This window comes from Roseateles sp. (assembly GCF_039595295.1).
Taxonomy (GTDB): domain Bacteria; phylum Pseudomonadota; class Gammaproteobacteria; order Burkholderiales; family Burkholderiaceae_C; genus Roseateles.
Window position 1 is genome coordinate 221,603 of record NZ_JBCNLU010000003.1, and the last position, 22,478, is coordinate 244,080.

A 22,478-nucleotide genomic window follows, 5' to 3' on the forward strand; every position below is an offset into this window, starting at 1 on the left:
GCCCCGCGGGAGAGGGAGTCACTCGTGCCGTGGTACCAAAGCTTTGAGCTGCCCCGAGAAGCGCTCGGTGCCCCATAGCCCCCTCGCCCGCATCGCGGGAGAGGGCGGGGGGAGAGGGACATCGTATGCCGTGAGCGCCCATCGCGACCTCGACCGGCGCCCAGCTACCCGTAGATATAGCTCTGCAACTGCGCAATCGTCAGTTCATCGTCCGCGATGATGTCGTCCATCAGATCGCGGATCGAGAGCATGCCCACCACTGTCGCGCCTTCGACCACCGGCAGATGGCGGATCTTGCGCTGGCTCATCAGCCGCATGCATTCCCGGCAATCGGTGTTCGGCTTGACCACGAAGACGTTGGGCGTCATCACGTCCTTGACCTGCGTGTGCCGCGAGTCCCGGCCCTGCAGCGCGATCTTGCGCGTGTAGTCCCGCTCGGAAAAGATCCCGAGCAGCCGGTCCTCCTGCATCACCAGCAGCGCGCCCACGTCGTGCTGCGCGAGCAGATGCAAGCCATCGAACACCGTCGCCTCCGGCGCAATGCGCCAGACGCTAGGACCGCGATTCTTCAGCAGATCGGACACCGGTTTCATGGGGCCTCCTGGCGAGCAAAAAGGGCGCGATCGAACAAGGTCGATTCAGCGCTGAGGCCCCGGCCTTCGTCCCAGGGCTGACGGCCAAGATAAGCGGCTTGGCGGCGCTGCGCAAGACCCGGCCCCATCGGGGTGAGACCTCTTTCCGGCTCGCCGCCCGCGTCACCCCCTTCAGGTGGAGCGGAACGCGCGAGCGGGGGAGGCGTGAATCACCTCGATCAGGTTCAGGCGGGATGGGTCAGATCGCGCAGGTGGGTCGGGCCGGCGCGGCGCTCGATTTCGGCCAGCAGGTCGCGGCCCCAGCCCAGCGCGAAGAGCGCCTCGCCGACGACGAACATCGGACCGACCAGCAGGCCGATCAGGTCGTCGACGAAGGCGGGTTTGCGGCCCTCGTAGTAATGGCCGATGAACTGGATCACCCAGCCCAGCAGAAAGCTGCCCAGGCCCCATGCCAGCCAGGAGGCGGTCGAGCCCGCCGCCAGCGGATGGGCCAGCGCCATCAGCAAGGCGTTGACCAGCGCGGTGCTCAGACCCAGCACCAGGTTGCCGCGCGTGAGGTACCAGATCGTCGCCGCGGCCCAGGCGATCCACGCGCCGCTGACGGTCCAGTCGGCAACGTGGAATTGCGCCCTCGCCAGCAGCACGCCGACGGCGAAAACGATCAGCGGGATCCCCACGAAGTGGGTCGCGATGTTGCGGCGGTCGCGGTGATAGGCCGCGTACTGCGCCATCAGGTCGGTGGCTTGTCGTGCCATGGCGGTCTCCGTTCGGATCTTGGAATCGATGTGTCAATGCTAGTGCGACAGGCTGGTTTGTGCCGTTCAAAATGCCGGACTGGCAACACTTGGTTTACCCCTATGCGAGCGGTGACAACGGCAATCCAGGCGCCGCGTCGGGCGATGACGGCGGCCCTCGTCGCGGCAGCGGCCCTGCTCGGCTGCGCGAGCCCGTCTGTGCCGGTCGCGGGGGGCGAGGTCGCGCCGGTGACGGCGTCCTCCTGCCCGAACTGGCTCGCCGCGCAGCAGCGCGGGGAAGGGCGGCTGTATGCGGTGGACGCCGCGTCTTCGGCGGTTCGCATCCATGTGTTCCGGGCGGGCCGGCTGGCCAAGGTCGGCCACAACCACGTGCTCGGGCTCGACCGCATCGACGGCCGGGTCTTTCTGCCGGCCGACGGGCTGAGCGGCGCGGGCGTGGAGCTCGGCTTCCGGCTCGATGACCTTGTGATCGACAAGCCCGAATGGCGCGCCGCGTTGGGCGCCGAATTCGCGAGTCGCCCCTCGGAGAGCGACATCGCCGGCACCCGCGCCAACCTGCTCAAGGCCGTCGACGGCGAGCGCTTCCCGGCGATCGCCGTCCGCAGCAAGGCGGTGGCCGGCGCGCTGCCGACGCTGGCCTTGCGGCTCGCCGTGTCTTGGCATGGGCGGGAACGGGTGCTCGATGTGCCGATGCGGGTCGAGCGTCCCGGCGGCGACGGCCCGCTGCGCGCGGTCGGCGGCCTGGTGCTGCGGCAGAGCGACTTCGGCATTGCGCCGTTCTCGGTCCTGGGCGGGTTGCTCGCGATCCAGGACGAATTGACCGTCGACGTCGACATCAGCGCGCGGCCCGCTGCGACCTGCGTCGGAGGCTGAGCCGGTTGAGCGCCCGCGGCCGCTCAGGACCGCAGGTCCAGGCTCATCAGGTCCTTCGCATAGAAGCGGCCGTCGGACAGGCGAATCGCGCGCGGCAGGTGACCGTAACGGGTGAAGCCGACGCGCCGGTAGAGCGCCATCGCCGGCGCGTTGCCGGCGGTGACGCTCAGCGTCAGCGTTTCCAGCAGCGGCTCGCGCTTGAGCAGCGTCAGCGCCTGGCGCAGCAGCAGGCCGCCGATGCCGCGGCCGGCGTGGGCGTCGTCGACCATCATCCCGATCAGATGCGCGACGTGGCGCACCTTGACGCGGTTCTCGTGCTCGACGGTGAGCGCGCCCACCAGCTGATCCCCGATCCACGCGCCCAGCGTGAACAGCGACTTGCCGCCCGCCTGCGGATGCAGCCGCGCGCGATAGCTGGCGGCCTCGCGGGCGCGCTCGGTGGCGGCGTCGGAGGTGAAGGCCTCCTCGTGAGCGGCCAGCATGGCGTCCCGCAGCGCCTTGTAGGCGACCAGGTCTCCTTCGCCCAGCAGGCGGAGCTGGACCAGGGCGTTGTCGGTGGCACTGGGTGCGCCGGCAGCACTGGCGGTGCTGGAAGTGCTGGCGGTGCCGGGGCCGCCGACGTGGGACGGGGCTGAGGGGTCAGCGGATCCCGGGCGGGAGTCGTTCGAGTTGCTCAAGCTCGCTCCTGTCGTTGATGTTGGCGAAAGCTCGCTCGTCCTGCGGCCGATCGAAGGCGACGAGCGCCAGCGGCAGCGTCCGCAGCCAGGCTTCGACACGCCGCTCGCCGGCGCGCAGCGCGGCCTCCAAGGCCTCACGATGCCGGACATGAATCAGGCTGGCCAGCGGTTGACTCCGCATCGGCTGCCCCGGGCCTTCACGGCCCAGCGCCATCGCGCAGTCCGGCGTCATCGCGCAGTCCCGCGCCATCGCGACGTCCGACGCCATTGCGCCGTCACGCGCTCCCCCGTGCGCATCACGCAGGCGAGACGCCCTCTCCCGCGGGGCGGGAGAGGGCGGGGGAGAGGGTGGGAGCGTCGCCGCGCTCAAGCCATCAACAAGCCGCTCCAACAGATCCTGGGGCAGCCACGGGCTGTCCCCGCTGACGCACAGCAGCCACGCCTCGGCGTCACGCGCCTCAAGCGCCTCCAGCCCCGCCAGGATCCCCGCCAACGGCCCCGGGAAGTCGGGCAGCGTATCCGCCAGCACCGGATGCCCGAAGCGGGCGTATGCCTGCGGATGCCGATTCGCGCTGATCAGCACCCGTGCGCCCGTCTGCGGCGCGATCCGCTCCAGCACATGCTCGACCAGCGGCCGTCCCAGAAACGCCTGCAGCGGCTTGTCCACGCCGCCCATGCGGGTGGCGCGGCCTCCGCAGAGGATGAGCGCGGTGGTGGCGTCGCGCGGATCGCGCATCAGCCGCCGATGTAATGCATCTCGACGCGCCGCGCCGATCCGGCCTCGGCGGCCGGCAAGGTCGCGCGCAGCTCCGAATAGCGGTCAGCGCGCCGCGTCCACAGCGCGCCCAACGCGGCGGCGATCTCCTCGTCGGTCCGAGGTTCGCCCTGCGCATCGCCGCGCAGCAGCCCACGCAGATCGTGGCCCGCACCCGCGAACAGGCAGGTGTAGAGCTGCCCCTCGGTCGACAGCCGCGCCCGGTTGCAGTCTCCGCAGAAGGCCTGCGTGACGCTGGAGATCAGGCCGATCTCCCCGCTGCCGTCCGCGTAGCCCCAGCGGGTGGCGGTCTCGCCCTCGACGGTGGGCGCCAGCGGCACCAGCTCGGCGTCCTCGCGCAGACGGGCGAGGACGTCCGAGGACGGCAGCACCTCGTCCATCCGCCAGCCGTTGCTCATGCCGACGTCCATGTACTCGATGAACCGCAGCGTCACCCCGGTGCCGCGGAAGTGGCGCGCCATCGGGACGATCTGGTCGTCGTTGGTGCCGCGCTTCACGACCATGTTGACCTTGATCGGTGCCAGTCCCACGGCCTGCGCCTTGGCGATGCCCTCCAGCACGTCGGCGACCGGGAAGTCCACGTCGTTCATGCGGCGGAAGATGGCGTCGTCCAGCGCGTCCAGGCTGACGGTGACGCGGCGCAGGCCGGCGTCCTTGAGCGCCTGCGCCTTGCGCGCCAGCAGCGAGCCGTTGGTCGTCAGCGTCAGGTCCAGCGGCTCGCCCTCAGGCGTGCGGATCTGAGCGAGCTGGGCGATCAAGGATTCGAGGTTGCGGCGCAGCAGCGGCTCGCCCCCGGTCAAGCGCAGCTTCTGCACGCCCAGGCCCGCGAAGATGCGCGCGACGCGGGCGATCTCCTCCAGCGAGAGGACTTCGTTGCGGGGGAGGAAGGGGTAATGCTTGTCGAAGACGTCCTTCGGCATGCAGTAGCTGCAGCGGAAGTTGCAGCGGTCGGTGACGGAGATGCGCAGGTCGCGCAGCGGCCGACCCCGCGCATCCAGCCACGGGCCCGTTCGGGCGGGTGGCAGCGGTTGCGGCACGGTCAGCGCCCGTCCCGCCTGGCGCAGGTCGAGCAGAGGGATCACTCCATCGGTCATGGGGTGGGATTGTGCCGCTGGCGGCGTCCACCTGCCCAGGCACGCCCATTCCGGCGCCCATCCCCTTCGTCACCCTGTAGGACCTTCCACTTGCCGTACGGCGTCCGAGGGAGTCGAATCACCCCATGAGCTTGACCCCCACGACCGTGGTCCATGCGGACCTGGCCAGCTTCGTCTCCTTCGGCGAAGCCCTCACCGACATGATCCGCGTCGGGCCTGACCAGTGGCACAGCCGCAGCGGCGGATCGCCCTGGAACGTCGCCATCGCGATGTCGCGGCTGGGCCAGCTCAGCGCCTTCGCGGGCGGGCTCAGCAAGGACCCCTTCGGGCAGGAACTCTGGCAGGCCAGCGTCGATGCCAACCTCGACCTGCGCTTCATCCAGCAGTTCGCCAAATCCCCGCTGATGGCTTTCGTCCATCAGGTCGACCCGCCCGAGTACGCCTTCGTCGGCGATGACAGCGCCGATCTGCACTTCCGCCCGCATGCCCTCCCGGCCGGCTGGCGCCGCGCGCTGCGCTGGGCGCATTTCGGCTCGATCAGCCTGACCCGCGAGCCGCTCGCCGCGCGCCTGATCGCGCTGGCCGAGTCGCTCAAGGACGAGGGCGTCAAGATCAGCTACGACCCGAATTACCGCATCACCATGGACTCGCGCTACGACCGCACGCTCGAGCGCATGTGCCGCATGGCGGACGTGATCAAGGTGTCCGACGAGGATTTGCGCGGGCTGTTCCGCAGCCGCGATCACCACCTGGGCCTGGCCCAGATCGCGGCCTGGAACCCGCGCGCGATCGTGATGCTCACCCTCGGGGAGCGCGGCGCTCAGCTCTTCCATCCCAAGGGCGATCTCAGCGCCGCACCGCCGCCGCTGGACGCCGTGGGCGACACCATCGGCGCGGGCGACGCCTCGATGGCCGGGCTGCTCTACAGCCTGATGAACGGCCCCCAGGGCGACCCCGAGGAACACCTGCGCTGGGCCGTGGCCGCGGGCGCGGCGGCGTGCTCGGGGACCAGCGTCCATGGGCTCACGGCGGGACTGGTGACCACGCTGGTCGACCGCGTCGAGGTGAAGCGCACCGAACTGGTCTGAGCCCGGCCGCCCGCGACGGCGACCCGTCTCGGCCCTGGGTCGTCAGCCGATCGAGTCAAGCGTCATCGCGCTTGGTGGCCACCAGCGTCTTCGGCCCGCCGATGGCCAGCCGGCGCCGATCCGGCTCTTCCTCGGCCAGCGGGCTGACCTCCACCATGCTCGCCTTGCAGCGCAGCGCGAGATCCTGATAAGTCTCGGTGCCGGCGCGCTTCCACCGGATCTCGTCCTCGGTGAGCGGCCGCATCACCTTGGCCGGCAGCCCCGCGATCAGCGACTTCTCCGGCAGCTTCAACCCCGCCCGCACGAAGGCGCAGGCCGCGACGATGGAGTAGGGGCCGACCTCGGCCTCGTCCATGACGACCGCGTTCATCCCCACCAGCGCGTCGTGCCTCACCACGCAGCCGTGCAGCACCGCGCCATGGCCGATGTGGCCGTTGGTTTCGACCACCGTGTCCGAGTCCGGGAAGCCGTGGATCACGCAGGTGTCCTGCACGTTCACGCCGGACATCAGCCGGATCCGGCCGAAGTCCCCGCGCAGCGAGGCGACCGGGCCGATGTAGCAGTCGGGCCCGACGATCACGTCCCCGATCAGCACCGCCGTCGGGTGGACGTACGCGCTGGGGTGGACGACGGGCGACAGGCCGTCGATGGCGTAGCAGGGCATGCGGTCTCCTTTGGTCTGGGTATTAACCCTAGGTCTCTGGCCTTGTCATGTCGGCCAATGGCTCGTAGTATCTACCGACCGGTCGGTAAATAGAAGCCGATCAAAAAAAGCTGCAAAAGCTGAATCCCCCTCAGGCCGAGGAGACAAGCCGCATGAGCACTGCCCACACGCCCGCCACGACCCCTGGCGCCGACGAGGCCCCGCTGCTGATCAGCACCGAAGGCGCGGTTCGCGTCCTGACGCTGAACCGGCCGCAGGCGCTGAACGCGTTCACCACCGGACTGCTCGGTCAGATCCGGGTCGCGCTCGACGACGCCGCGTCCGACGCGAACGTGCGAGCGGTGCTCATCACCGGCGCCGGCCGCGCGTTCTGCGCCGGCCAGGATCTGTCCGATCCCCACATCAAGCCCGAGTTCGACGAGCACAGCGGCGAGGTCGATACGACTCGCAAGCCCAAGGCCAAGGACATCGGCAACCTGCTGGACCATTACTACATCCCGCTCGCGCTGCGCCTGCGCAGCATGCCGGTGCCGACGATCTGCGCCGTCAACGGCGTGGCCGCGGGCGCCGGCGCCAACTTCGCGCTGGGCTGCGATCTGGTGCTGGCCGGGCAGTCGGCCTCGTTCATCCAGGCCTTCTCCAAGATCGGTCTGGTCCCCGATTGCGGCGGCACCTGGCTGTTGACGCGGCTCGTGGGCCGCGCGCGGGCGCTGCAGCTCGCGCTGCTGGGCGACAAGCTGCCCGCCGAGCAAGCGCAGCAGTGGGGCCTGATCGCGCGCTGCGTGGCCGATGCGGACCTGATGTCCGAGGCCATGGCCACCGCGCAGAAGCTCTCCAAGATGCCGACCCGCGCGCTGGTGCAGACGCGCCAGGCGCTGGACGCGTCGATGGACCTGGAGTTCGAGGACGCCCTCAAGCTCGAGGCCCGGCTGCAAAGCCAGCTCGGCTATGCGCACGACTATCTCGAGGGGGCCGCGTCCTTCCTGAGCAAGCGCGCCCCCGTCTTCAAGGACCGCTGATGAGCGCGACCCTCGATCCCCAACGCGTGGCCGAGGCGGTGCGCGACGTCATGTTCGCCAACGACCGCGCGTCGAAGGGCCTGGGCATGCGCATCGACGCGATCGCGCCGGGCAGCGCGACGCTGTCGATGACGGTGCGCGAGGACATGCTCAACGGCTTCGACATCTGCCACGGCGGCTTCGTGACCACGCTGGCCGATTCCTGTTTCGCCTTCGCCTGCAACTCGCACAACGAGATGACGGTGGCCTCGGGCTTCGCGATCGACATCGTCGCGCCGTCCCGAGCCGGCGACGTGCTGACGGCGCGCGCCAGCGAGATCTCGCTGTCCGGCCGCACCGGCGTCTACGACATCCGCATCACCAATCAACGCGACGAACTGATCGCGGTCTTCCGGGGCAAGTCCTACCGCATCAAGGGCAAGCCCGTGGTGCCGGACCTGGCGCCCGCGCGCTGAGCGCCTCGGAAGGACCAGGAGACAAGACCCATGACGGTGAAGACCTTCCAGCCCGACGACCTCGAGCCCATCGAGCGCGCCAGCCAGGACGAACTCCGCGCGCTGCAGCTGCAGCGCCTGCGCTGGTCGCTGCAACACGCCTATGAAAACGTGCCGCATTACAAGGCCGCGTTCGACGCCAAGGGCGTGCATCCGTCCGACCTCAAGGACCTGAGCGACCTGCGCCTGTTCCCGTTCACAACCAAGCAGCACCTGCGGGACAACTATCCCTTCGGCCTCTTCGCCGTACCGCGCGAGCAGGTCTCCCGCATCCACGCGTCCTCGGGCACGACCGGCAAGCCCACCGTGGTCGGCTACACGCAGCAGGACATCGACACCTGGGCAGACCTGGTGGCGCGCTCGCTGCGCGCCGCGGGCGCGCGCCGCGGCGACATCGTGCATGTGGCCTACGGCTACGGCCTGTTCACCGGCGGTCTGGGTGCGCATTACGGCGCCGAGCGCCTGGGCTGCACCGTCATCCCCATGTCCGGCGGCCAGACCGAGAAGCAGGTCCAGCTGATCCAGGACTTCAAGCCCGACCTGATCATGGTCACGCCCAGCTACATGCAGGTGCTGATCGAGGAATTCGTGCGTCAGGGCCTGGACCCGCGCGCGTCCTCGCTCAAGACCGGCGTCTTCGGCGCGGAGCCCTGGACCGAGGCCATGCGCCGCGAGATCGAGCAGAAGGCCGGCATCGACGCGGTCGACATCTACGGCCTATCCGAAGTGATGGGGCCGGGGGTGGCCAGCGAGTGCATCGAGACCAAGGACGGTCCGGTGATCTGGGAGGACCACTTCTATCCCGAGATCATCGACCCCGAGACCGGCGAGGTGCTGCCCGAGGGCGCCGAGGGCGAGCTCGTCTTCACCTCGCTGAGCAAGCAGGCGCTGCCGGTGATCCGCTATCGCACGCGGGACCTGACGAGGCTGCTGCCGCCGACGGCGCGCAGCATGCGTCGCATGGGCAAGATCGTGGGCCGCAGCGACGACATGCTGATCATCCGCGGCGTCAACCTGTTCCCGACGCAGATCGAGGAGCTGGTGCTCGCCGAGCCCGGCCTGTCGGGCCAGTACCAGATCGTGGTCAACCGCAGCGGTCATCTCGACGAGGTCGAGGTGCGCTGCGAGCTGTCGGCCTCCGGCGGCGACGCGGGCACGGCGTCCAAGTCGCTGCAGCACCGCATCAAGACGCTGATCGGCGTGTCGACCAAGGTCACCGTCGGCGCACCGGATTCGATCGAGCGGACCCTGGTCGGGAAAGCCCGCCGCGTCGTCGACAACCGACCGAAATGAAGTTCCCCCCTACGCGCTAACGCGCGCCCCCCGAGGGGGCGGGACCGAGGGCCGGGCAAAGACCGTCCCTGGTCCCCGCTTGACGGGTCGGGTCCCACAAGGACCCTCTTTAAGGAGAAATGATGTACACGCAAGCGATGAGCATCGGTCCGCAGGACCAGGCCGCCAAGCTGCAGACCGCCGAGGAGCAGCAGCGCGAGGAGGCCTTCGAGGCCCGCGTCGCCGAGGGCGATTTCATCGAGGCCAAGGACTGGATGCCCGAGCACTACCGCAAGACGCTGGTGCGGCAGATCAGCCAGCATGCGCATTCCGAGATCGTCGGCATGCTGCCTGAGGGCAACTGGATCACGCGCGCCCCTACGCTCAAGCGCAAGGCCATCCTGCTGGCCAAGGTGCAGGACGAGGGCGGGCATGGGCTCTATCTCTACTCCGCCGCCGAGACCCTGGGCACCAGCCGCGACCAGATGCTGGACGCGCTGCACACCGGCAAGGCCAAGTACAGCTCCATCTTCAACTACCCGACGCTGACCTGGGCCGACATCGGCGTGATCGGCTGGCTGGTCGATGGCGCGGCCATCATGAACCAGGTGCCGCTGTGCCGCTGCTCCTACGGGCCCTATGCCCGCGCCATGATCCGCATCTGCCGCGAGGAATCCTTCCATCAGCGCCAAGGCTACGAGAGCCTGCTGGTCATGATGCGCGAGGGCACCGACGCGCAGAAGGCCATGGTCCAGGACGCGGTGAACCGCTGGTGGTGGCCGTCGCTGATGATGTTCGGACCAGCGGACAAGGACTCGCCGAATTCGGAGCAGTCCATGCGCTGGGGCATCAAGCGCCTGACCAACGACGAGCTGCGTCAGAAGTTCGTCGACGCCACGGTGCCGCAGGCCGAGCTGCTGGGCGTGACGCTGCCCGATGCCGCGCTCCAGTGGAATGCCGAGCGCGAGCACTACGACTTCGGCGCGATCGACTGGAACGAGTTCTGGCGTGTCGTCGGCGGCAATGGCCCCTGCAACACCGAGCGCCTGGCCACGCGCGTCAAGGCCTGGGACGAGGGCGCGTGGGTGCGCGAGGCCGCGCTGGCCCACGCCCGCAAGCGCGCCACCGCCGCGCAAGCCGCCTGAGCGGCGCGCCCGTCGCCTCCCGTCGCGTTCACCGCATCCATCGAGTTTTCGAGCCTTTCATCATGAGCATCAACCAGCAGACCGGCGCCAACGAATGGCCCCTGTGGGAAGTCTTCGTCCGCAACAAGGCGGGCCTGGATCACAAGCACTGCGGCAGCCTGCACGCGCCCGACGCCAAGATGGCGCTGCAGATGGCGCGCGACGTCTACACCCGCCGCCAGGAAGGCGTGAGCATCTGGGTCGTGCCGTCCTCGGCCATCGTCGCGTCGGATCCGGGCGAGAAGTCCAGCTACTTCGATCCCATGGAAGACAAGGTCTACCGTCACCCGACGTTCTACGACCTGCCCCCGTCGCTGGACCACATGTGAGGACCGGACGATGACCGCCTCCATCCAACCCGGCGCACGCGCCGACGTCCACTATCTGCTGCGCCTGGGCGACGCCTGCCTGGTGCTGTCGCACCGGTTGTCCGAGTGGTGCGGCCACTCGCCCATCCTCGAAGAGGACCTGGCGCTGGGCAACATCGCGCTGGACCTGCTGGGCCAAGCCCGCGCACTGCTGACGCGCGCCGGCCAGCTCAACGAGCAGCCGCTCGACGAGGACCAGCTCGCCTTCCTCCGCGAGGAGCGCCACTACCTGAACCCGGTGCTGATGGAGTTGCCGCGCGGCGACTTCGCCTTCACGCAGGCGCGCAACCTGGTCGCGGCCTGCTGGCTGCTGCCGCTGTGGACGCGTCTGCAGCACTCGTCGGATGCCGAGGTCGCCGCGATCGCGGCCAAGGCGGTCAAGGAAGTCCGCTATCACCTGCAGCATGCGGCCGAATGGGTCGTGCGCCTGGGCGACGGCAGCGAGGAGTCCACCCGCCGCATGCAGGCCGCGCTGACGCAGCTGTGGCCCTACGTGAACGAGCTCTTCGCCGCCGACGACGTGGACATCGCCGCCGACACCAGCGGCCTGGGCCCGACCTGGGCCTCGCTCAAGCCCGAATGGGATGCAGCGATGGACGAGGTGCTGGCCGAGGCGCGACTGGCGCGTCCCAAGGACACGCCGCATGTCTACGCCGGCCGCCACGGCATCCACAGCGAGCACATGGGCCACATGCTGGCGACCATGCAGTCGCTGCAGCGCGCCTATCCCGGCGGCGTGTGGTGAATTCAGGATCGGGCATGAGCATGGCGTCCTCGTCCTCATCGTCGCCGCCGTCGTCGTTGCCGCCGTCGCTGCAGGACGCGCTCGCGTCCTTGACGCTGCTGACGCCGCAGAGATCGTCGACGCGCGTCGGCCCGGCGGCGGGCGACGGCGCGAGCGACCTCGGTTGCGGGCGCCTGTCCGCCGCTTGGGAAGTGCTGTCTCAGGTGCCCGATCCCGAGGTGCCGGCGGTGTCGCTGGTGGAGCTGGGCATCGTGCGCGATCTGGTCGAGACGGCCGACGGCGTCGAGGTCGTGCTCACGCCGACCTACTCCGGCTGCCCGGCCACCGAAGCCATCGAGCAGAACGTGCGCGAGGCGCTGGCGCGCTTCGGCACGGTGACGATCACGATGCGGCGCGCCCCGGCCTGGACCACCGACTGGATCACCGACGAGGGCCGCGAGAAGCTGCGCCGCTACGGCATCGCGCCGCCGGCCCACCTCGGCGAGAGCGGCGCGCAGACCTCGAGCATCCGCATCGTCCGCCGCCATGCCGGCGCCGCCATCGCCTGCCCGCGCTGCGGCAGCACGCACACCGAGCAGCTCTCCGTCTTCGGCTCGACGGCCTGCAAGGCGCTCTACCGCTGCCTGGCCTGCCGCGAACCTTTCGATCACTTCAAGCCGATCTGAGCGATCTCGCCAGATCCCGCCCACGACCACGAGTCACGCCATGAGCCTGCACTTCCATCCGCTGCGCGTCAGCGCCAAGCACCAGGACACCGACGACGCCGTCGTGCTCTGCTTCGACGTGCCCGAGGCGCTGCGCGACACCTTCCGCTTCACGCAGGGGCAATACCTGACCCTGCGCGGCGACGTCAACGGCCAGGACCTGCGCCGCTCCTACTCCATCTGCGCGGGCATCGACGACGGCGAGCTGCGCGTGGGCGTGCGCAAGGTCGACGGCGGCGCCTTCTCCAGCTGGGTACACGGCAGCCTGAAGGCTGGTGACGAGATCCAGGTCTTCCCGCCGCAGGGTCGCTTCCATGTGCCGGTCGATCCGGCGACGGCGCGGCATTACGTCGGCATCGCGGCGGGCTCGGGCATCACGCCCATCCTGTCCATCATGAAGACGGTGCTGGCGCGCGAGCCCGGCAGCCGCTTCACGCTGATCTACGGGAACCGCCGACCGGCCTCGACCATGTTCAAGGAGGAGCTCGAGGACCTGAAGAACCGCTACATGACGCGGCTGACGCTGCATCACGTGTTCTCGCGTGAGCACGTGGATTCGCCGCTGATGGCGGGTCGGCTGGATCGCGAGAAACTGGCCGGCTTCCTGACCGGTCCGGTGCCGGCGGGGACGATCGATCAGGTCTTTGTCTGCGGCCCCTTCGAGATGAACGAGCAGGCCGAGGCCGCGCTGCGCGAGGCCGGCGTGCCGGAGGAACGCATCCACATCGAGCGCTTCGGCACGCCCGAGATGCAGACCGGCCGCCCGGCGCCGCACGAGGTGCATGCCGACGACGCCGAGGCCGCCAAGGTCGTGGTCATCCGCGACGGCGTGTCGCGCGAGATCGAGTTCCGCAAGAGCGATCCCAGCCTGCTGGACGCCGCGGCGCGGGCCGGGATGGACGTTCCCTTCTCCTGCAAGTCGGGCGTGTGCTCCACCTGCCGCTGCAAGTTGATCGAAGGGGAGGTCCGGATGGATAAGAATTTCGCCCTCGAGAAGCACGAGGTCGCGGCCGGATTCATCCTGAGCTGTCAGGCGCATGCCCTGACCCCGCGCGTCGTGATCTCCTTCGACGAACGCTGACGCACAAGGAAAAGACCGCCCCATGGCCCGAGGTAGAGCTGCCGGATTCGATGCCACCCGCGAGGAGATCCTCGCCCAGGCCGCGCGCCTGTTCGCCAACCAGGGGTTCCCCGCGACCTCGATGAATCAGGTCGCGGAAGCCTGCGCGGTGAGCAAGCCCACGCTGTACCACTACGTCCGCGACAAGCACGAGCTGCTGGCGCAGATCTGCCAGAACCATCTGCAGCACCTGGTCGATCTGGTCGACGAGGTGACGGCCCAGTCGCTGGCGCCGGAGCCGCATCTGCGCGCGCTGATCCACCGCTTCGTGCAGGCCTACGGCGAGGCGCAGAACGAGCACCGCGTCCTGACCGAGGACTTGAAGTTCCTGGACGACGAGCACCGCGAGCGCATGGTCGAGGTCGAACGCCAGGTGGTGGGGCGCTTCGCCGACGCGGTGGCCGCGGTGCGGCCGGAGCTGCGCGGCGCGCATCTGCACAAACCCTTGACCATGCTGCTGTTCGGCATGATCAACTGGACCTTCACCTGGCTGCGGCCCGACGGCGCGCTGACTTATGACGCGGTCGCGCCCATGGTGGCGGACCTGTTCTTCGGCGGACTCGGCGCGGTGCGCACCGATCTCACCGACCCCGCGGCGCGTCGCGAGCGGGACACCTCGCCGCAAGTCTCGTGAAGGTTTCGCGGGGCAGCATCGCCTGCGGCGATCGGGATTCATTGAAGCCGCGGCCGCGTCCGGGCCAGCAGTATTCGGACATGCAGTAAGCAGTAGCAGTACCTCATCCGATCGGGTTCTCCTGAACCTGGTCCTGATCTTGATCTTGCGTTCCTGAAAAACACATTCCCAAGGAGACGACATGAAACGCATCGAGAAGACCCTGCTGGCGCTGGCCGGCGCCGCGCTGATGGGCGCGGGCGGCGCCGCCTGGGCCGACATCAACGTCGGCGTCACGGTCTCGGCCACGGGGCCGGCCGCGTCGCTGGGCATTCCGGAGAAGAACACCTTCGCCCTGATGCCCAAGACCATCGCGGGCCAGAAGGTCAACTACATCGTGCTGGACGACGCCTCCGACACCACGACCGCGGTGGCCAACACCCGCAAGCTGATCACCGAGCACAAGGTGGACGTGGTCGTCGGCTCGACGGTCACGCCCAACTCGCTGGCGATGATCGACGCGGTGGCCGAGGCGCAGGTGCCGATGATCTCGATGGCGGCCTCGGCGCGCATCGTCGAGCCCATGGACGCGAAGAAGAAGTGGGTCTTCAAGACGCCGCAGAACGACATCATGATGGCCCTGGCCATTGCCAGCCACATGCAGGCGCAGGGCGTGAAGACGGTGGCCTACATCGGCTTCGCCGACGCCTACGGCGAGGGCTGGTATGGGGAGTTCAACAAGGTCGCGGCCAGCAAGGGCCTGAGCATCGTCGCCAACGAGCGCTACAACCGCACCGACACCTCGGTGACCGGCCAGGTGCTGAAGATCCTCGCGGCCAAGCCCGATGCGGTGCTGGTGGGCGGCAGCGGCACGCCCGCGGCGCTGCCGCAGAAGACGCTCAAGGAGCGCGGCTACGCCGGCAAGTACTACCAGACCCACGGCGTGGCCAACAACGACTTCCTGCGCGTGGGCGGCAAGGACGTCGAAGGCACCTTCCTGCCGTCGGGCCCGGTGCTGGTCGTCGATCAGCTGCCGGCCGACCATCCGGCCAAGAAGAGCGCCAAGACCTACGTGACCGAGTACGAGAAGGCCTACGGCAAGGGCAGCGTGTCGACCTTCGGCGGTCACGCCTGGGACGCGGGTCTGCTGCTGCAGGCGGCGATTCCGGTCGCGATCAAGAAGGCGCAGCCCGGCACGCCGCAGTTCCGCGCGGCGCTGCGGGATGCGCTCGAAGGCGTGAAGGAACTACCCGGCGCGCATGGCGTGTTCACGATGTCGCCGAACGACCATCTGGGTCTGGACCAGCGCGCCCGCGTCATGGTCAAGATCGAAGGCGGTACCTGGAAGTTCCAACCCTGATTTCGCGCACGCTCGGCTACTGCGCGGGCCGATCTTGAGCCTGTGGTGCTCGCCGTACGGGAGTACGGCTCCGCGCCTCAGGCGCAACCTCGACCCGCTCGCGACGCCGCTCGTACGCGAAATCCACCCTGCGCTTGACGCTGTTCAGCGGAGCGCGGCCCCTGTAGAAAGCTGTTCATGAGCGCCACCCCCATTCTTCAAAGCCTGATCGCCGGTCGCTGGATCGGCTCGACCGCCGCGCGCGGCCTGCACAGCGCCGTCAACGGCCGGCTGGTGGCGCAGACCCATGCCGAGGAGATCGACTTCGGCGAGAGCCTGCATTTCGCACGTCATCAGGCGCTGCCGGCGCTGCTGGCGCTGGATTTCCAGAAGCGCGCCGCCCTCCTCAAGGCGCTGGCCGCTTACCTGACCGAGCGCAAGGAAGAGCTCTACGCGATCTCGGCCCACACCGGCGCGACGCGACCCGATTCCTGGATCGACATCGAGGGCGGCATCGGCACGCTCTTCGCCTATGCGTCCATGAGCCGCCGTGAGCTCCCGTCCAGCAACCTCGTCCACGAGGGCCCCGCGCAGGCGCTGGGCAAGGGCGGCCAGTTCATGGGCACCCACGTGCTGGTGCCCAAGCGCGGCGTCGCGGTGCACATCAACGCCTTCAACTTCCCGATGTGGGGGATGCTGGAGAAATTCGCGCCCAGCTTCGTCGCGGGCATTCCCTGCATCGTCAAGCCGGCCACCGCGACCAGCTATGTCGCCGAGGCCTGCGTGCGCCTGATCGAGCAGTCCGGCCTGCTGCCGGCCGGCGCGCTGCAGCTGATCGTCGGCGGCTCGGGCGACCTGCTGGACAGGCTGGAGGAGACCGACGTCGTCACCTTCACCGGCTCCGCCGACACCGCCGCGCAGCTGCGCGTGAATCCGAATCTGATCCGCCGCTCGGTCCCGTTCAATGCCGAGGCGGACAGCCTGAACTGCTCGATCCTGGCCCCCGATGTCCAACCCGGCGATCCGGAGTTCGACCTCTTCGTCAAGGAGGTGCTGCGCGAGATGAGCGCCAAGGCCGGCCAGAAGTGCACGGCCATCCGCCGCGCCATCGTGCCGGCGGCGCAGATCGACGCGGTGGCCGCGGCGCTGCGCGAGCGGCTCGCCAAGATCAAGATCGGCGATCCGTCCGTCGAGGGCGTGCGCATGGGCGCGCTGGCGTCGAAGGCGCAGCAGGCCGACGTGACCGAGCGTCTGGCACTGCTGGCCCAGGGCAACGAGATCGTCTATGGCGAGCGCGACGGCTTCGCCCCGATCGGCGAGGGCGTCGGCGACGGCGCCTTCTTCCCGCCCACGCTGCTGCTGTGCCGCGATGCGATGCGCAATGAAGCGGTCCACAACGTCGAGGCCTTCGGCCCGGTGTCCACGCTGATGAGCTATGGGGACTTCGACGAGGCGCTGGCGCTCGCGGCCAAGGGCCGCGGCAGCCTGGTGGGCTCGGTGATCACGAAGACGCCGGCGCTGGCGGCGCAGGCGGTCTATCACGCGGCGGCCTTCCACGGCCGGCTGCTGGTGCTGGATCGCGACGCGGCCGGCGAATCGACCGGTCACGGCTCGCCGCTGCCGATGCTCAAGCATGGCGGCCCGGGCCGGGCGGGCGGGGGCGAGGAGCTCGGCGGCATTCGCGCGGTGCGGCATTACCTGCAGCGCTGCGCGGTGCAGGCATCGCCCACGATGCTGACGGCCATCACCGGCGAGTACGTGCGCGGCGCCAAGGTCACCGAGGACGCGATCCATCCCTTCCGCAAGTACTTCGAGGAGATCCAGGTCGGCGACTCGCTGTTGACACATCGCCGCACCGTGTCCGAGGCGGACATCGTCAACTTCGGGGGCATCAGCGGCGACTACTTCTACATGCACTTCGACGAGGTGGCCGCCAAGGAGACGCAATTCGGGCAGCGCATCGCGCACGGCTACTTCGTGCTGTCGGCGGCGGCGGGGCTGTTCGTGTCGCCGGCGCCGGGGCCGGTGCTGGCCAACTACGGACTGGACACGCTGCGCTTCGTCAATCCGGTGGCGATCGGCGACACCATCCAGGCGCGCCTGACCTGCAAGCGCCGCATCGATCGCGGCAATCGCCCGGATCAGCCGCCGCAGGGCGTGGTCGCCTGGGACGTGCAGGTCACCAACCAGCGCGGAGAGCTGGTCGCCAGCTACGACATCCTGACGCTGGTGGCGAAGAAAGGGGAGTGATGTGCTCGCCGGGCGAGGTCCGGGACGCTCGTCCCACCCTCTCCCCCGCCCTCTCCCGCCCCGCGGGAGAGGGAGTGAACAGGCGGCAAGCATTTCCGCTGACAGCGAGCCTCACAGCTCCCCGCTGACAGCGAGCCTCACGGCTCCCTCTCCCGCTTGCGGGAGAGGGCAGGGGAGAGGGTCTTCAGCCCTCAACGCAACTGCAGATCGTCATCCCCGAAGCGGATATTCAGCGGCTCGATGAGCAGCTGCTTCTCCCCCTCCTCAACGCGCCCCGCATCCCAAGCCTCGATCCCGCAGGCCTTGGCGATCTCCACCACCTTCGCCGCCTGCTCAGCCGGCACGAAGATCGCGAAGCCCGCGCCCATGTTCAGCGTCGAATACGCCTCACGGTCGTCCTGCTGGGCGTGTTCCTGCATGAACTTCAGCACCGGCGTCACGGGCGGCACCGTGTGGATGCGGTAAGTGAACTTGCCCGGATGACGCAACAGCTTGCGCCAGCCGTGACCGGTGATGTTGGCGCAGTAATGTGGCGTGATGCCCGCCTTGTAGATCGCCTCCGTCACCGGCGAGTACAGCGTGGTCGGCGCCAGCAGCGCGTCCCCATACGTCAGACCCGGTTGAACTTCCGTCAGATAGCCCTGCGGAAGACGCTCGGTCAGCTTGCGCGCCAGGCTCAATCCGTTCGCATGAATGCCGGACGAGGCCAGCAGCACGATGGCGTCGCCGGCGCCCAGCTTGTCGCCGACCGACAGACGTTCCTTCGGATTGATCAGGCCGGTGCAGGACGCGGCCAGGTCGATGCGGCCGCCTTCGACGATGCCGGCCAGCGCGGGCGTTTCACCGCCGCCCCAGGCGACCTGGCAGACGTCGCAGGCCTTCTTCCAGCCCGCCACCAGCGACTGCGCGCGCTGCGCGTCGCCGAACCAGTCGGAGCCGCCCGCGGCCCAGTAGGCCTGGACGACCAGCGGCGTGGCGCCCACGGTGATCAGGTCGTTGACCGCCATCGCGATCGTGTCCTGCGCGATGCCGTCGTAATAGCTCTTGCCGGTGAGCGTCGCCATCTCGTCGGCCACCAGCGTCTTCGTGCCCAGGCACTCGACGATCGAGGCAATGTAGAACGGGCCCACATCCACCACGTACGCCGACTCGCCGCGCGAGGCCTTCACTTCGGTGAAGCCGTGCGCGCTCATGTGGACCGCCGTGGCGGCCGCGGCGCGCTGGGCGCTGATCTTCAGCGGGTCGATCAGGTCGTAATTGACGCCGGCCTGTTCGTAGCTCAGCGTGCCGGAGGAGGGATCGTGCGGGGCATGGGTGCTCATGGGCGGCGATTATCCTTCAGGCCCGCGCGACCCTCCTGACAAACCCGGACGCCATCCCCCCGTGACCCGCCCGGGAGGGGGAGGCCGCCCCCGTAGAATCCCCCGCCATGAGTTACCAGGTCCTCGCACGCAAATACCGCTCCCGCACGTTCGAGGAGCTGATGGGTCAGGAGCACGTCGTGCAGGCCCTGGCCAATGCGCTGACGCAGCAACGCCTGCACCACGCCTATCTGTTCACCGGCACGCGCGGCGTGGGCAAGACCTCGGTGTCGCGCATCCTGGCCAAGTCGCTGAACTGCATCGGCCCGGACGGCACCGGTGGCATCACCGCCCATCCCTGCGGCGTCTGCGACGCCTGCCGTGACATCGACGCCGGCCGCTTCGTCGACTACGTCGAGCTGGACGCCGCCTCCAATCGCGGCGTGGAAGAAATCTCCCAGCTGCTGGACCAGGCCGTCTACAAGCCGGTCGTCGGGCGCTTCAAGGTCTACATGATCGACGAAGTGCACATGCTCTCGAACACCGCCTTCAACGCGATGCTGAAGACGCTGGAGGAGCCGCCCGAGTATCTGAAGTTCGTCCTGGCCACGACCGATCCGCAGAAGGTGCCGGTGACGGTGCTGTCGCGCTGTCTGCAATTCAATCTGCGGCCGATGGCGCCGCAGACGGTGCTGGAGCACCTGACCCGCGTGCTGCAGAACGAGCAGGTGCCCAACGAGCCCGGCGCGCTGCGCCTGCTGGCGCGCGCGGCGCGGGGCTCGATGCGGGATGCGCTGTCGCTGACCGACCAGGCGATCGCCTTCGGCTCGGGCGAGCTCAAGGAAGCCGGCGTGCGGCAGATGCTGGGCAGCGTCGACCGCGGCCATGTGCTGGGCATCCTGAACGCGCTGATCGCCGGCGACGGCGCGGCGCTGGTGGGCGCGTCCGACCGGCTCCGCGACATGGGCCTGTCGGCTGGCGGCTCGCTGGAGGATCTGGCCGCCGCGCTGCAACACCTGGCCATCGCCCAGGCCGCGCCGGGTGCGCTGGACGCGGGCGATCCGGACCTCGCCGAGCTGCTGCCGCTGGCCAGCCAGCTGCCGGCCGACGAGATCCAGCTGATGTACAGCATGGCGCTGCACGGTCGGCAGGAACTGCCGCTCGCGCCGGATGAATACGCCGGCCTGACCATGGTCCTGCTGCGCATGCTGGCCTTCCGCCCAGACGGGCAGGGCGCCCGTCAGCCGGGGGCGTCGGAAGGCGCTGTCCGCGCGGCCGCGAGCGCCGCGCCGATGGCCGCCGCAACAGCCGCGTCGGCCAACGCGCCAGTCGCTCCCGTCGCCGCGGCTGTGGCGCGTCCGCAGCCGACGCCCGCGCCGCAGGCGAACGCTCCGGCACCGGTGCAGGCCGCGCCGGCCGTGCCGCGCGTGGCCGAAGCCGCGCCTGCCGATCCCGAACCTGAGCCTGCGAGGGCCTCGGCGCCCGCGGCTGAGCCTGCATCGGCGCCCGTCGCCGCCGCGCCGGCTCCGATGGCGTCGACCCCGCCTGCCGCGCCGATCGCAGCCGCCGCGGCGCCGATCGCATCGACGACGCCGGCGGCCCCCGCCGAGCGGGCGCCTGAACCTGTTCCCGAGCCGGCTCGTGCAGCCGCTCCCGCACCCGAGCCTGCACGCGAGGCTGCGCCCGAACGCGCTCCCGAAGCGGCGCCCGCGCCGGCTCGTCCGGCTTCGCCCTCCGGCCCGTTGCGCGCGGCCCAGGCCGGCGCGCCCGCGACCCGTTTCAGCGAGCGCCTGCGCCCGCGCCAAGCGCCCGTGGCCGCACCCGCCGAGCCCGAGGAGCCGCCCGAGGACCTGTCACCGCCGCACGACGACGACGGCCCGCCGCCCTGGCTGGACGTGCCGCCGCCCTCGGACGAGGAAGCCTCGATCGGTATGGGCCAGTCGGACAGCGACGATCCGCTGCCCGATCAAGCCGGCGAAGGCATCTATCTGTCCACCGCCGTCGAGGAGGTCGCCCTGGTGCCGACGCCGCTGGGCGAGCGCTGGTACGGCCTGGTGCCGCAGCTGGGCTTGACCGCGTTGACCCGCGAGCTCGCGATGCAGGGCGAGTGCCTGGCCTTCGACGACCAGGGCGATGCGCCGTTCTGGCGCCTGCGCGTGGAGCGTGAATCGCTGCGTCAGCCCGGTTTGCAGGACAAGCTGCAGGCGGCGCTGTCCACCTTCGCGGGTAGGCCGGCGCGGCTGGAGATCGAGGCGGGCCGTGCGACCGATTCGCCGGCGCTGCGCGACACCACCGCCACGCGCGCCCGCCAGCGTCAGGCCGAGGCCATCATCCTCGAGGATCCGGAAGTCCAGCAGCTGCTGGCGCAGTTCAAGACGGCGCGCATCCTGCCGGGATCGATCAAGCCGCTCTGACCCTCAACACCGCCGCCGCGCGGTGCCGATCGCGACTTGGGGCGACAATGCCGCCCATCGCATCGGCCCGTGGGCCGGCAGTCCCCGGACCCGCAGGGGTCCGACACTTTTTGAACAAGGAATCGACATCATGATGAAGGGCCAACTCGCGGGTCTGATGAAGCAGGCTCAGGCGATGCAGGACAACCTGAAGAAGGCGCAGGACGAGCTGGGCAACATCGAGGTCGAAGGCCAATCCGGCGCCGGCCTGGTCAAGGTCACCATGACCTGCAAGCACGACGTCAAGCGCGTGGCCATCGATCCCTCGCTGCTGGCCGACGACAAGGACATGCTGGAAGACCTGGTCGCCGCCGCGTTCAACGACGCGGTGCGCCGCGCCGAGGAAGTCAGCTCGGAAAAGATGGGCAAGCTGACCGCCGGCATGCCGCTGCCTCCGGGCATGAAGTTCCCGTTCTGATCGGACATCGGTGACCGCGCTCGAGCAATTGATCGAGGCCCTGCGGCGCCTGCCGGGCGTGGGCCAGAAATCGGCCCAGCGCATGGCCTATCACCTGCTGCAGCACGACCGCGCCGGCGCCGACGCGCTGGCCCGCGCGCTGCAGGCGGCCGCCAGCAATGTCGGCCACTGCGAGCGTTGCCACACCTTCAGCGAAACGCCGGTGTGCCCGATCTGCCAGGACCGGCACCGCGATGCGCGGCTGCTGTGCGTGGTGGAGTCCCCCGCCGATCAGGCGGCGATGGAGCGCACCGCGTCCTACTTCGGCTATTACTTCGTTCTGCAGGGGCGGATCAGCCCGTTGGACGGGGTCTCGACGCGCGAGATCGGCGCGGCGCAGCTGCTGGAGCGGGCGGCGGACGGGAAGGTGGAGGAGGTGATCCTCGCCACCAGCTTCACCGCCGAGGGCGAGGCCACCGCGCATGTGCTGGCCGAGGCGCTGCGCGCGCGCGGTGTGCGCAGCACGCGGTTGGCGCGGGGTGTGCCGGTGGGTAGCGAGCTGGAGTATGTCGACCTGGGCACCATCGCACATGCGTTGGTGGACCGGCGTTCGACTTGATGGGGTGAATCGACATGGTGGCCGCCATGGCCGCCATGGCCGTCCTGGCTCACCTGATCGCCTGATCGCCTGATCGCCTGA

General features: G+C 69.4%; 23 protein-coding genes. 16 read left to right on the forward strand and 7 right to left on the reverse strand.

The features are described from left to right. Positions 1–164: 164 nt before the first annotated feature. A complete protein-coding gene (locus ABDW59_RS04200; RefSeq protein ID WP_343628222.1) occupies positions 165–593 on the reverse strand; it encodes a CBS domain-containing protein in 429 nt (142 codons plus the stop codon). 224 nt (positions 594–817) lie between these two features. Beyond that, positions 818–1,348, reverse strand: a complete 531-nt coding sequence (locus tag ABDW59_RS04205; protein WP_343628224.1) for an Mpo1-like protein — start codon at positions 1,346–1,348, stop codon at positions 818–820. Between the two features lie 36 nt (positions 1,349–1,384). On the opposite strand from ABDW59_RS04205, the gene ABDW59_RS04210 reads away from it, so the two are divergent. Further along, positions 1,385–2,221: a hypothetical protein gene (locus ABDW59_RS04210; protein WP_343628225.1), complete on the forward strand. Its 837-nt coding sequence runs from the start codon at positions 1,385–1,387 to the stop codon at positions 2,219–2,221. A gap of 23 nt (positions 2,222–2,244) precedes the next feature. Here ABDW59_RS04210 and ABDW59_RS04215 read toward each other — a convergent pair whose 3' ends face one another. The 3 genes from ABDW59_RS04215 to moaA are packed head-to-tail and all read right to left on the reverse strand — an operon-like array spanning position 2,245 to position 4,767. Beyond that, positions 2,245–2,898, reverse strand: coding sequence for a GNAT family protein (locus ABDW59_RS04215; protein WP_343628226.1), 654 nt, complete (start codon positions 2,896–2,898; stop codon positions 2,245–2,247). Beyond that, a complete protein-coding gene (mobA, locus tag ABDW59_RS04220) occupies positions 2,861–3,634 on the reverse strand; it encodes a molybdenum cofactor guanylyltransferase (RefSeq protein ID WP_343628227.1) in 774 nt (257 codons plus the stop codon). Before mobA ends, ABDW59_RS04215 begins: the two co-directional genes overlap by 38 nt. Next, positions 3,634–4,767, reverse strand: a complete 1,134-nt coding sequence (gene moaA, locus ABDW59_RS04225) for a GTP 3',8-cyclase MoaA (RefSeq protein WP_343628228.1) — start codon at positions 4,765–4,767, stop codon at positions 3,634–3,636. Before moaA ends, mobA begins: the two co-directional genes overlap by 1 nt. 125 nt (positions 4,768–4,892) lie before the next feature. Between moaA and ABDW59_RS04230 the strand changes: the two genes are divergently transcribed. Beyond that, a complete protein-coding gene (locus ABDW59_RS04230; protein ID WP_343628229.1) occupies positions 4,893–5,855 on the forward strand; it encodes a carbohydrate kinase in 963 nt (320 codons plus the stop codon). Between the two features lie 55 nt (positions 5,856–5,910). Here the strand turns inward: ABDW59_RS04230 and ABDW59_RS04235 are convergent, their stop codons facing one another. After that, on the reverse strand, positions 5,911–6,519 hold the full coding sequence (locus tag ABDW59_RS04235; RefSeq protein WP_343628230.1) for a phenylacetic acid degradation protein PaaY: 609 nt from the start codon (positions 6,517–6,519) through the stop codon (positions 5,911–5,913). 152 nt (positions 6,520–6,671) lie between these two features. Here ABDW59_RS04235 and ABDW59_RS04240 point away from each other — a divergent pair, with 152 nt between their 5' ends. The 11 genes from ABDW59_RS04240 to paaZ all read left to right on the forward strand — a co-directional run bounded on the left by ABDW59_RS04240 (position 6,672) and on the right by paaZ (position 17,627). Further along, positions 6,672–7,538 carry an enoyl-CoA hydratase-related protein gene (locus tag ABDW59_RS04240; RefSeq protein WP_343628232.1) on the forward strand — a complete coding sequence of 289 codons (867 nt, stop codon included), beginning with the start codon at positions 6,672–6,674 and terminating at the stop codon, positions 7,536–7,538. Further along, positions 7,538–7,993 carry a hydroxyphenylacetyl-CoA thioesterase PaaI gene (paaI, locus tag ABDW59_RS04245; protein WP_343628233.1) on the forward strand — a complete coding sequence of 152 codons (456 nt, stop codon included), beginning with the start codon at positions 7,538–7,540 and terminating at the stop codon, positions 7,991–7,993. Before ABDW59_RS04240 ends, paaI begins: the two co-directional genes overlap by 1 nt. A gap of 30 nt (positions 7,994–8,023) precedes the next feature. Continuing rightward, on the forward strand, positions 8,024–9,325 hold the full coding sequence (gene paaK / locus ABDW59_RS04250) for a phenylacetate--CoA ligase PaaK (protein WP_343628234.1): 1,302 nt from the start codon (positions 8,024–8,026) through the stop codon (positions 9,323–9,325). Positions 9,326–9,447: 122 nt separating this feature from the next. Continuing rightward, positions 9,448–10,449 (forward strand): 1,2-phenylacetyl-CoA epoxidase subunit PaaA, encoded by a 1,002-nt coding sequence (gene paaA, locus ABDW59_RS04255; RefSeq protein WP_343628235.1) that lies wholly within the window; start codon positions 9,448–9,450, stop codon positions 10,447–10,449. A 62-nt stretch (positions 10,450–10,511) separates the two neighbouring features. Further along, entirely contained in the window at positions 10,512–10,817 is a 306-nt protein-coding gene (paaB, locus tag ABDW59_RS04260; protein WP_067067883.1) for a 1,2-phenylacetyl-CoA epoxidase subunit PaaB, read from the forward strand. 10 nt (positions 10,818–10,827) lie between these two features. Next, on the forward strand, positions 10,828–11,601 hold the full coding sequence (paaC, locus tag ABDW59_RS04265; protein ID WP_067067881.1) for a 1,2-phenylacetyl-CoA epoxidase subunit PaaC: 774 nt from the start codon (positions 10,828–10,830) through the stop codon (positions 11,599–11,601). A gap of 173 nt (positions 11,602–11,774) precedes the next feature. Next, positions 11,775–12,266 (forward strand): 1,2-phenylacetyl-CoA epoxidase subunit PaaD, encoded by a 492-nt coding sequence (gene paaD / locus ABDW59_RS04270; protein WP_343628252.1) that lies wholly within the window; start codon positions 11,775–11,777, stop codon positions 12,264–12,266. Positions 12,267–12,306: 40 nt separating this feature from the next. Continuing rightward, complete coding sequence (paaE, locus tag ABDW59_RS04275) at positions 12,307–13,386, forward strand: 1,2-phenylacetyl-CoA epoxidase subunit PaaE (RefSeq protein WP_343628238.1); 1,080 nt, start codon at positions 12,307–12,309, stop codon at positions 13,384–13,386. 22 nt (positions 13,387–13,408) lie between these two features. Continuing rightward, positions 13,409–14,059 (forward strand): TetR/AcrR family transcriptional regulator, encoded by a 651-nt coding sequence (locus tag ABDW59_RS04280; RefSeq protein ID WP_343628239.1) that lies wholly within the window; start codon positions 13,409–13,411, stop codon positions 14,057–14,059. A gap of 181 nt (positions 14,060–14,240) precedes the next feature. Next, a complete protein-coding gene (locus tag ABDW59_RS04285; protein ID WP_343628240.1) occupies positions 14,241–15,398 on the forward strand; it encodes an ABC transporter substrate-binding protein in 1,158 nt (385 codons plus the stop codon). A 177-nt stretch (positions 15,399–15,575) separates the two neighbouring features. After that, on the forward strand, positions 15,576–17,627 hold the full coding sequence (paaZ, locus tag ABDW59_RS04290; protein ID WP_343628241.1) for a phenylacetic acid degradation bifunctional protein PaaZ: 2,052 nt from the start codon (positions 15,576–15,578) through the stop codon (positions 17,625–17,627). A 191-nt stretch (positions 17,628–17,818) separates the two neighbouring features. On the opposite strand, the gene ABDW59_RS04295 is transcribed toward paaZ, so the two are convergent. Beyond that, positions 17,819–18,949 (reverse strand): AIR synthase-related protein, encoded by a 1,131-nt coding sequence (locus ABDW59_RS04295; RefSeq protein WP_343628243.1) that lies wholly within the window; start codon positions 18,947–18,949, stop codon positions 17,819–17,821. Positions 18,950–19,056: 107 nt separating this feature from the next. Here ABDW59_RS04295 and dnaX point away from each other — a divergent pair, with 107 nt between their 5' ends. The 3 genes from dnaX (at position 19,057) to recR (ending at position 22,397) form a co-directional block, all read left to right on the forward strand. Then, the gene (dnaX, locus tag ABDW59_RS04300; RefSeq protein ID WP_343628245.1) at positions 19,057–21,342 is read left to right on the forward strand and encodes a DNA polymerase III subunit gamma/tau; all 2,286 of its coding nucleotides are present in this window, start codon (positions 19,057–19,059) and stop codon (positions 21,340–21,342) included. 130 nt (positions 21,343–21,472) lie between these two features. After that, the gene (locus ABDW59_RS04305; protein ID WP_067062824.1) at positions 21,473–21,799 is read left to right on the forward strand and encodes a YbaB/EbfC family nucleoid-associated protein; all 327 of its coding nucleotides are present in this window, start codon (positions 21,473–21,475) and stop codon (positions 21,797–21,799) included. A gap of 10 nt (positions 21,800–21,809) precedes the next feature. Then, complete coding sequence (gene recR, locus ABDW59_RS04310) at positions 21,810–22,397, forward strand: recombination mediator RecR (protein ID WP_343628247.1); 588 nt, start codon at positions 21,810–21,812, stop codon at positions 22,395–22,397. Positions 22,398–22,478 lie beyond the last annotated feature (81 nt).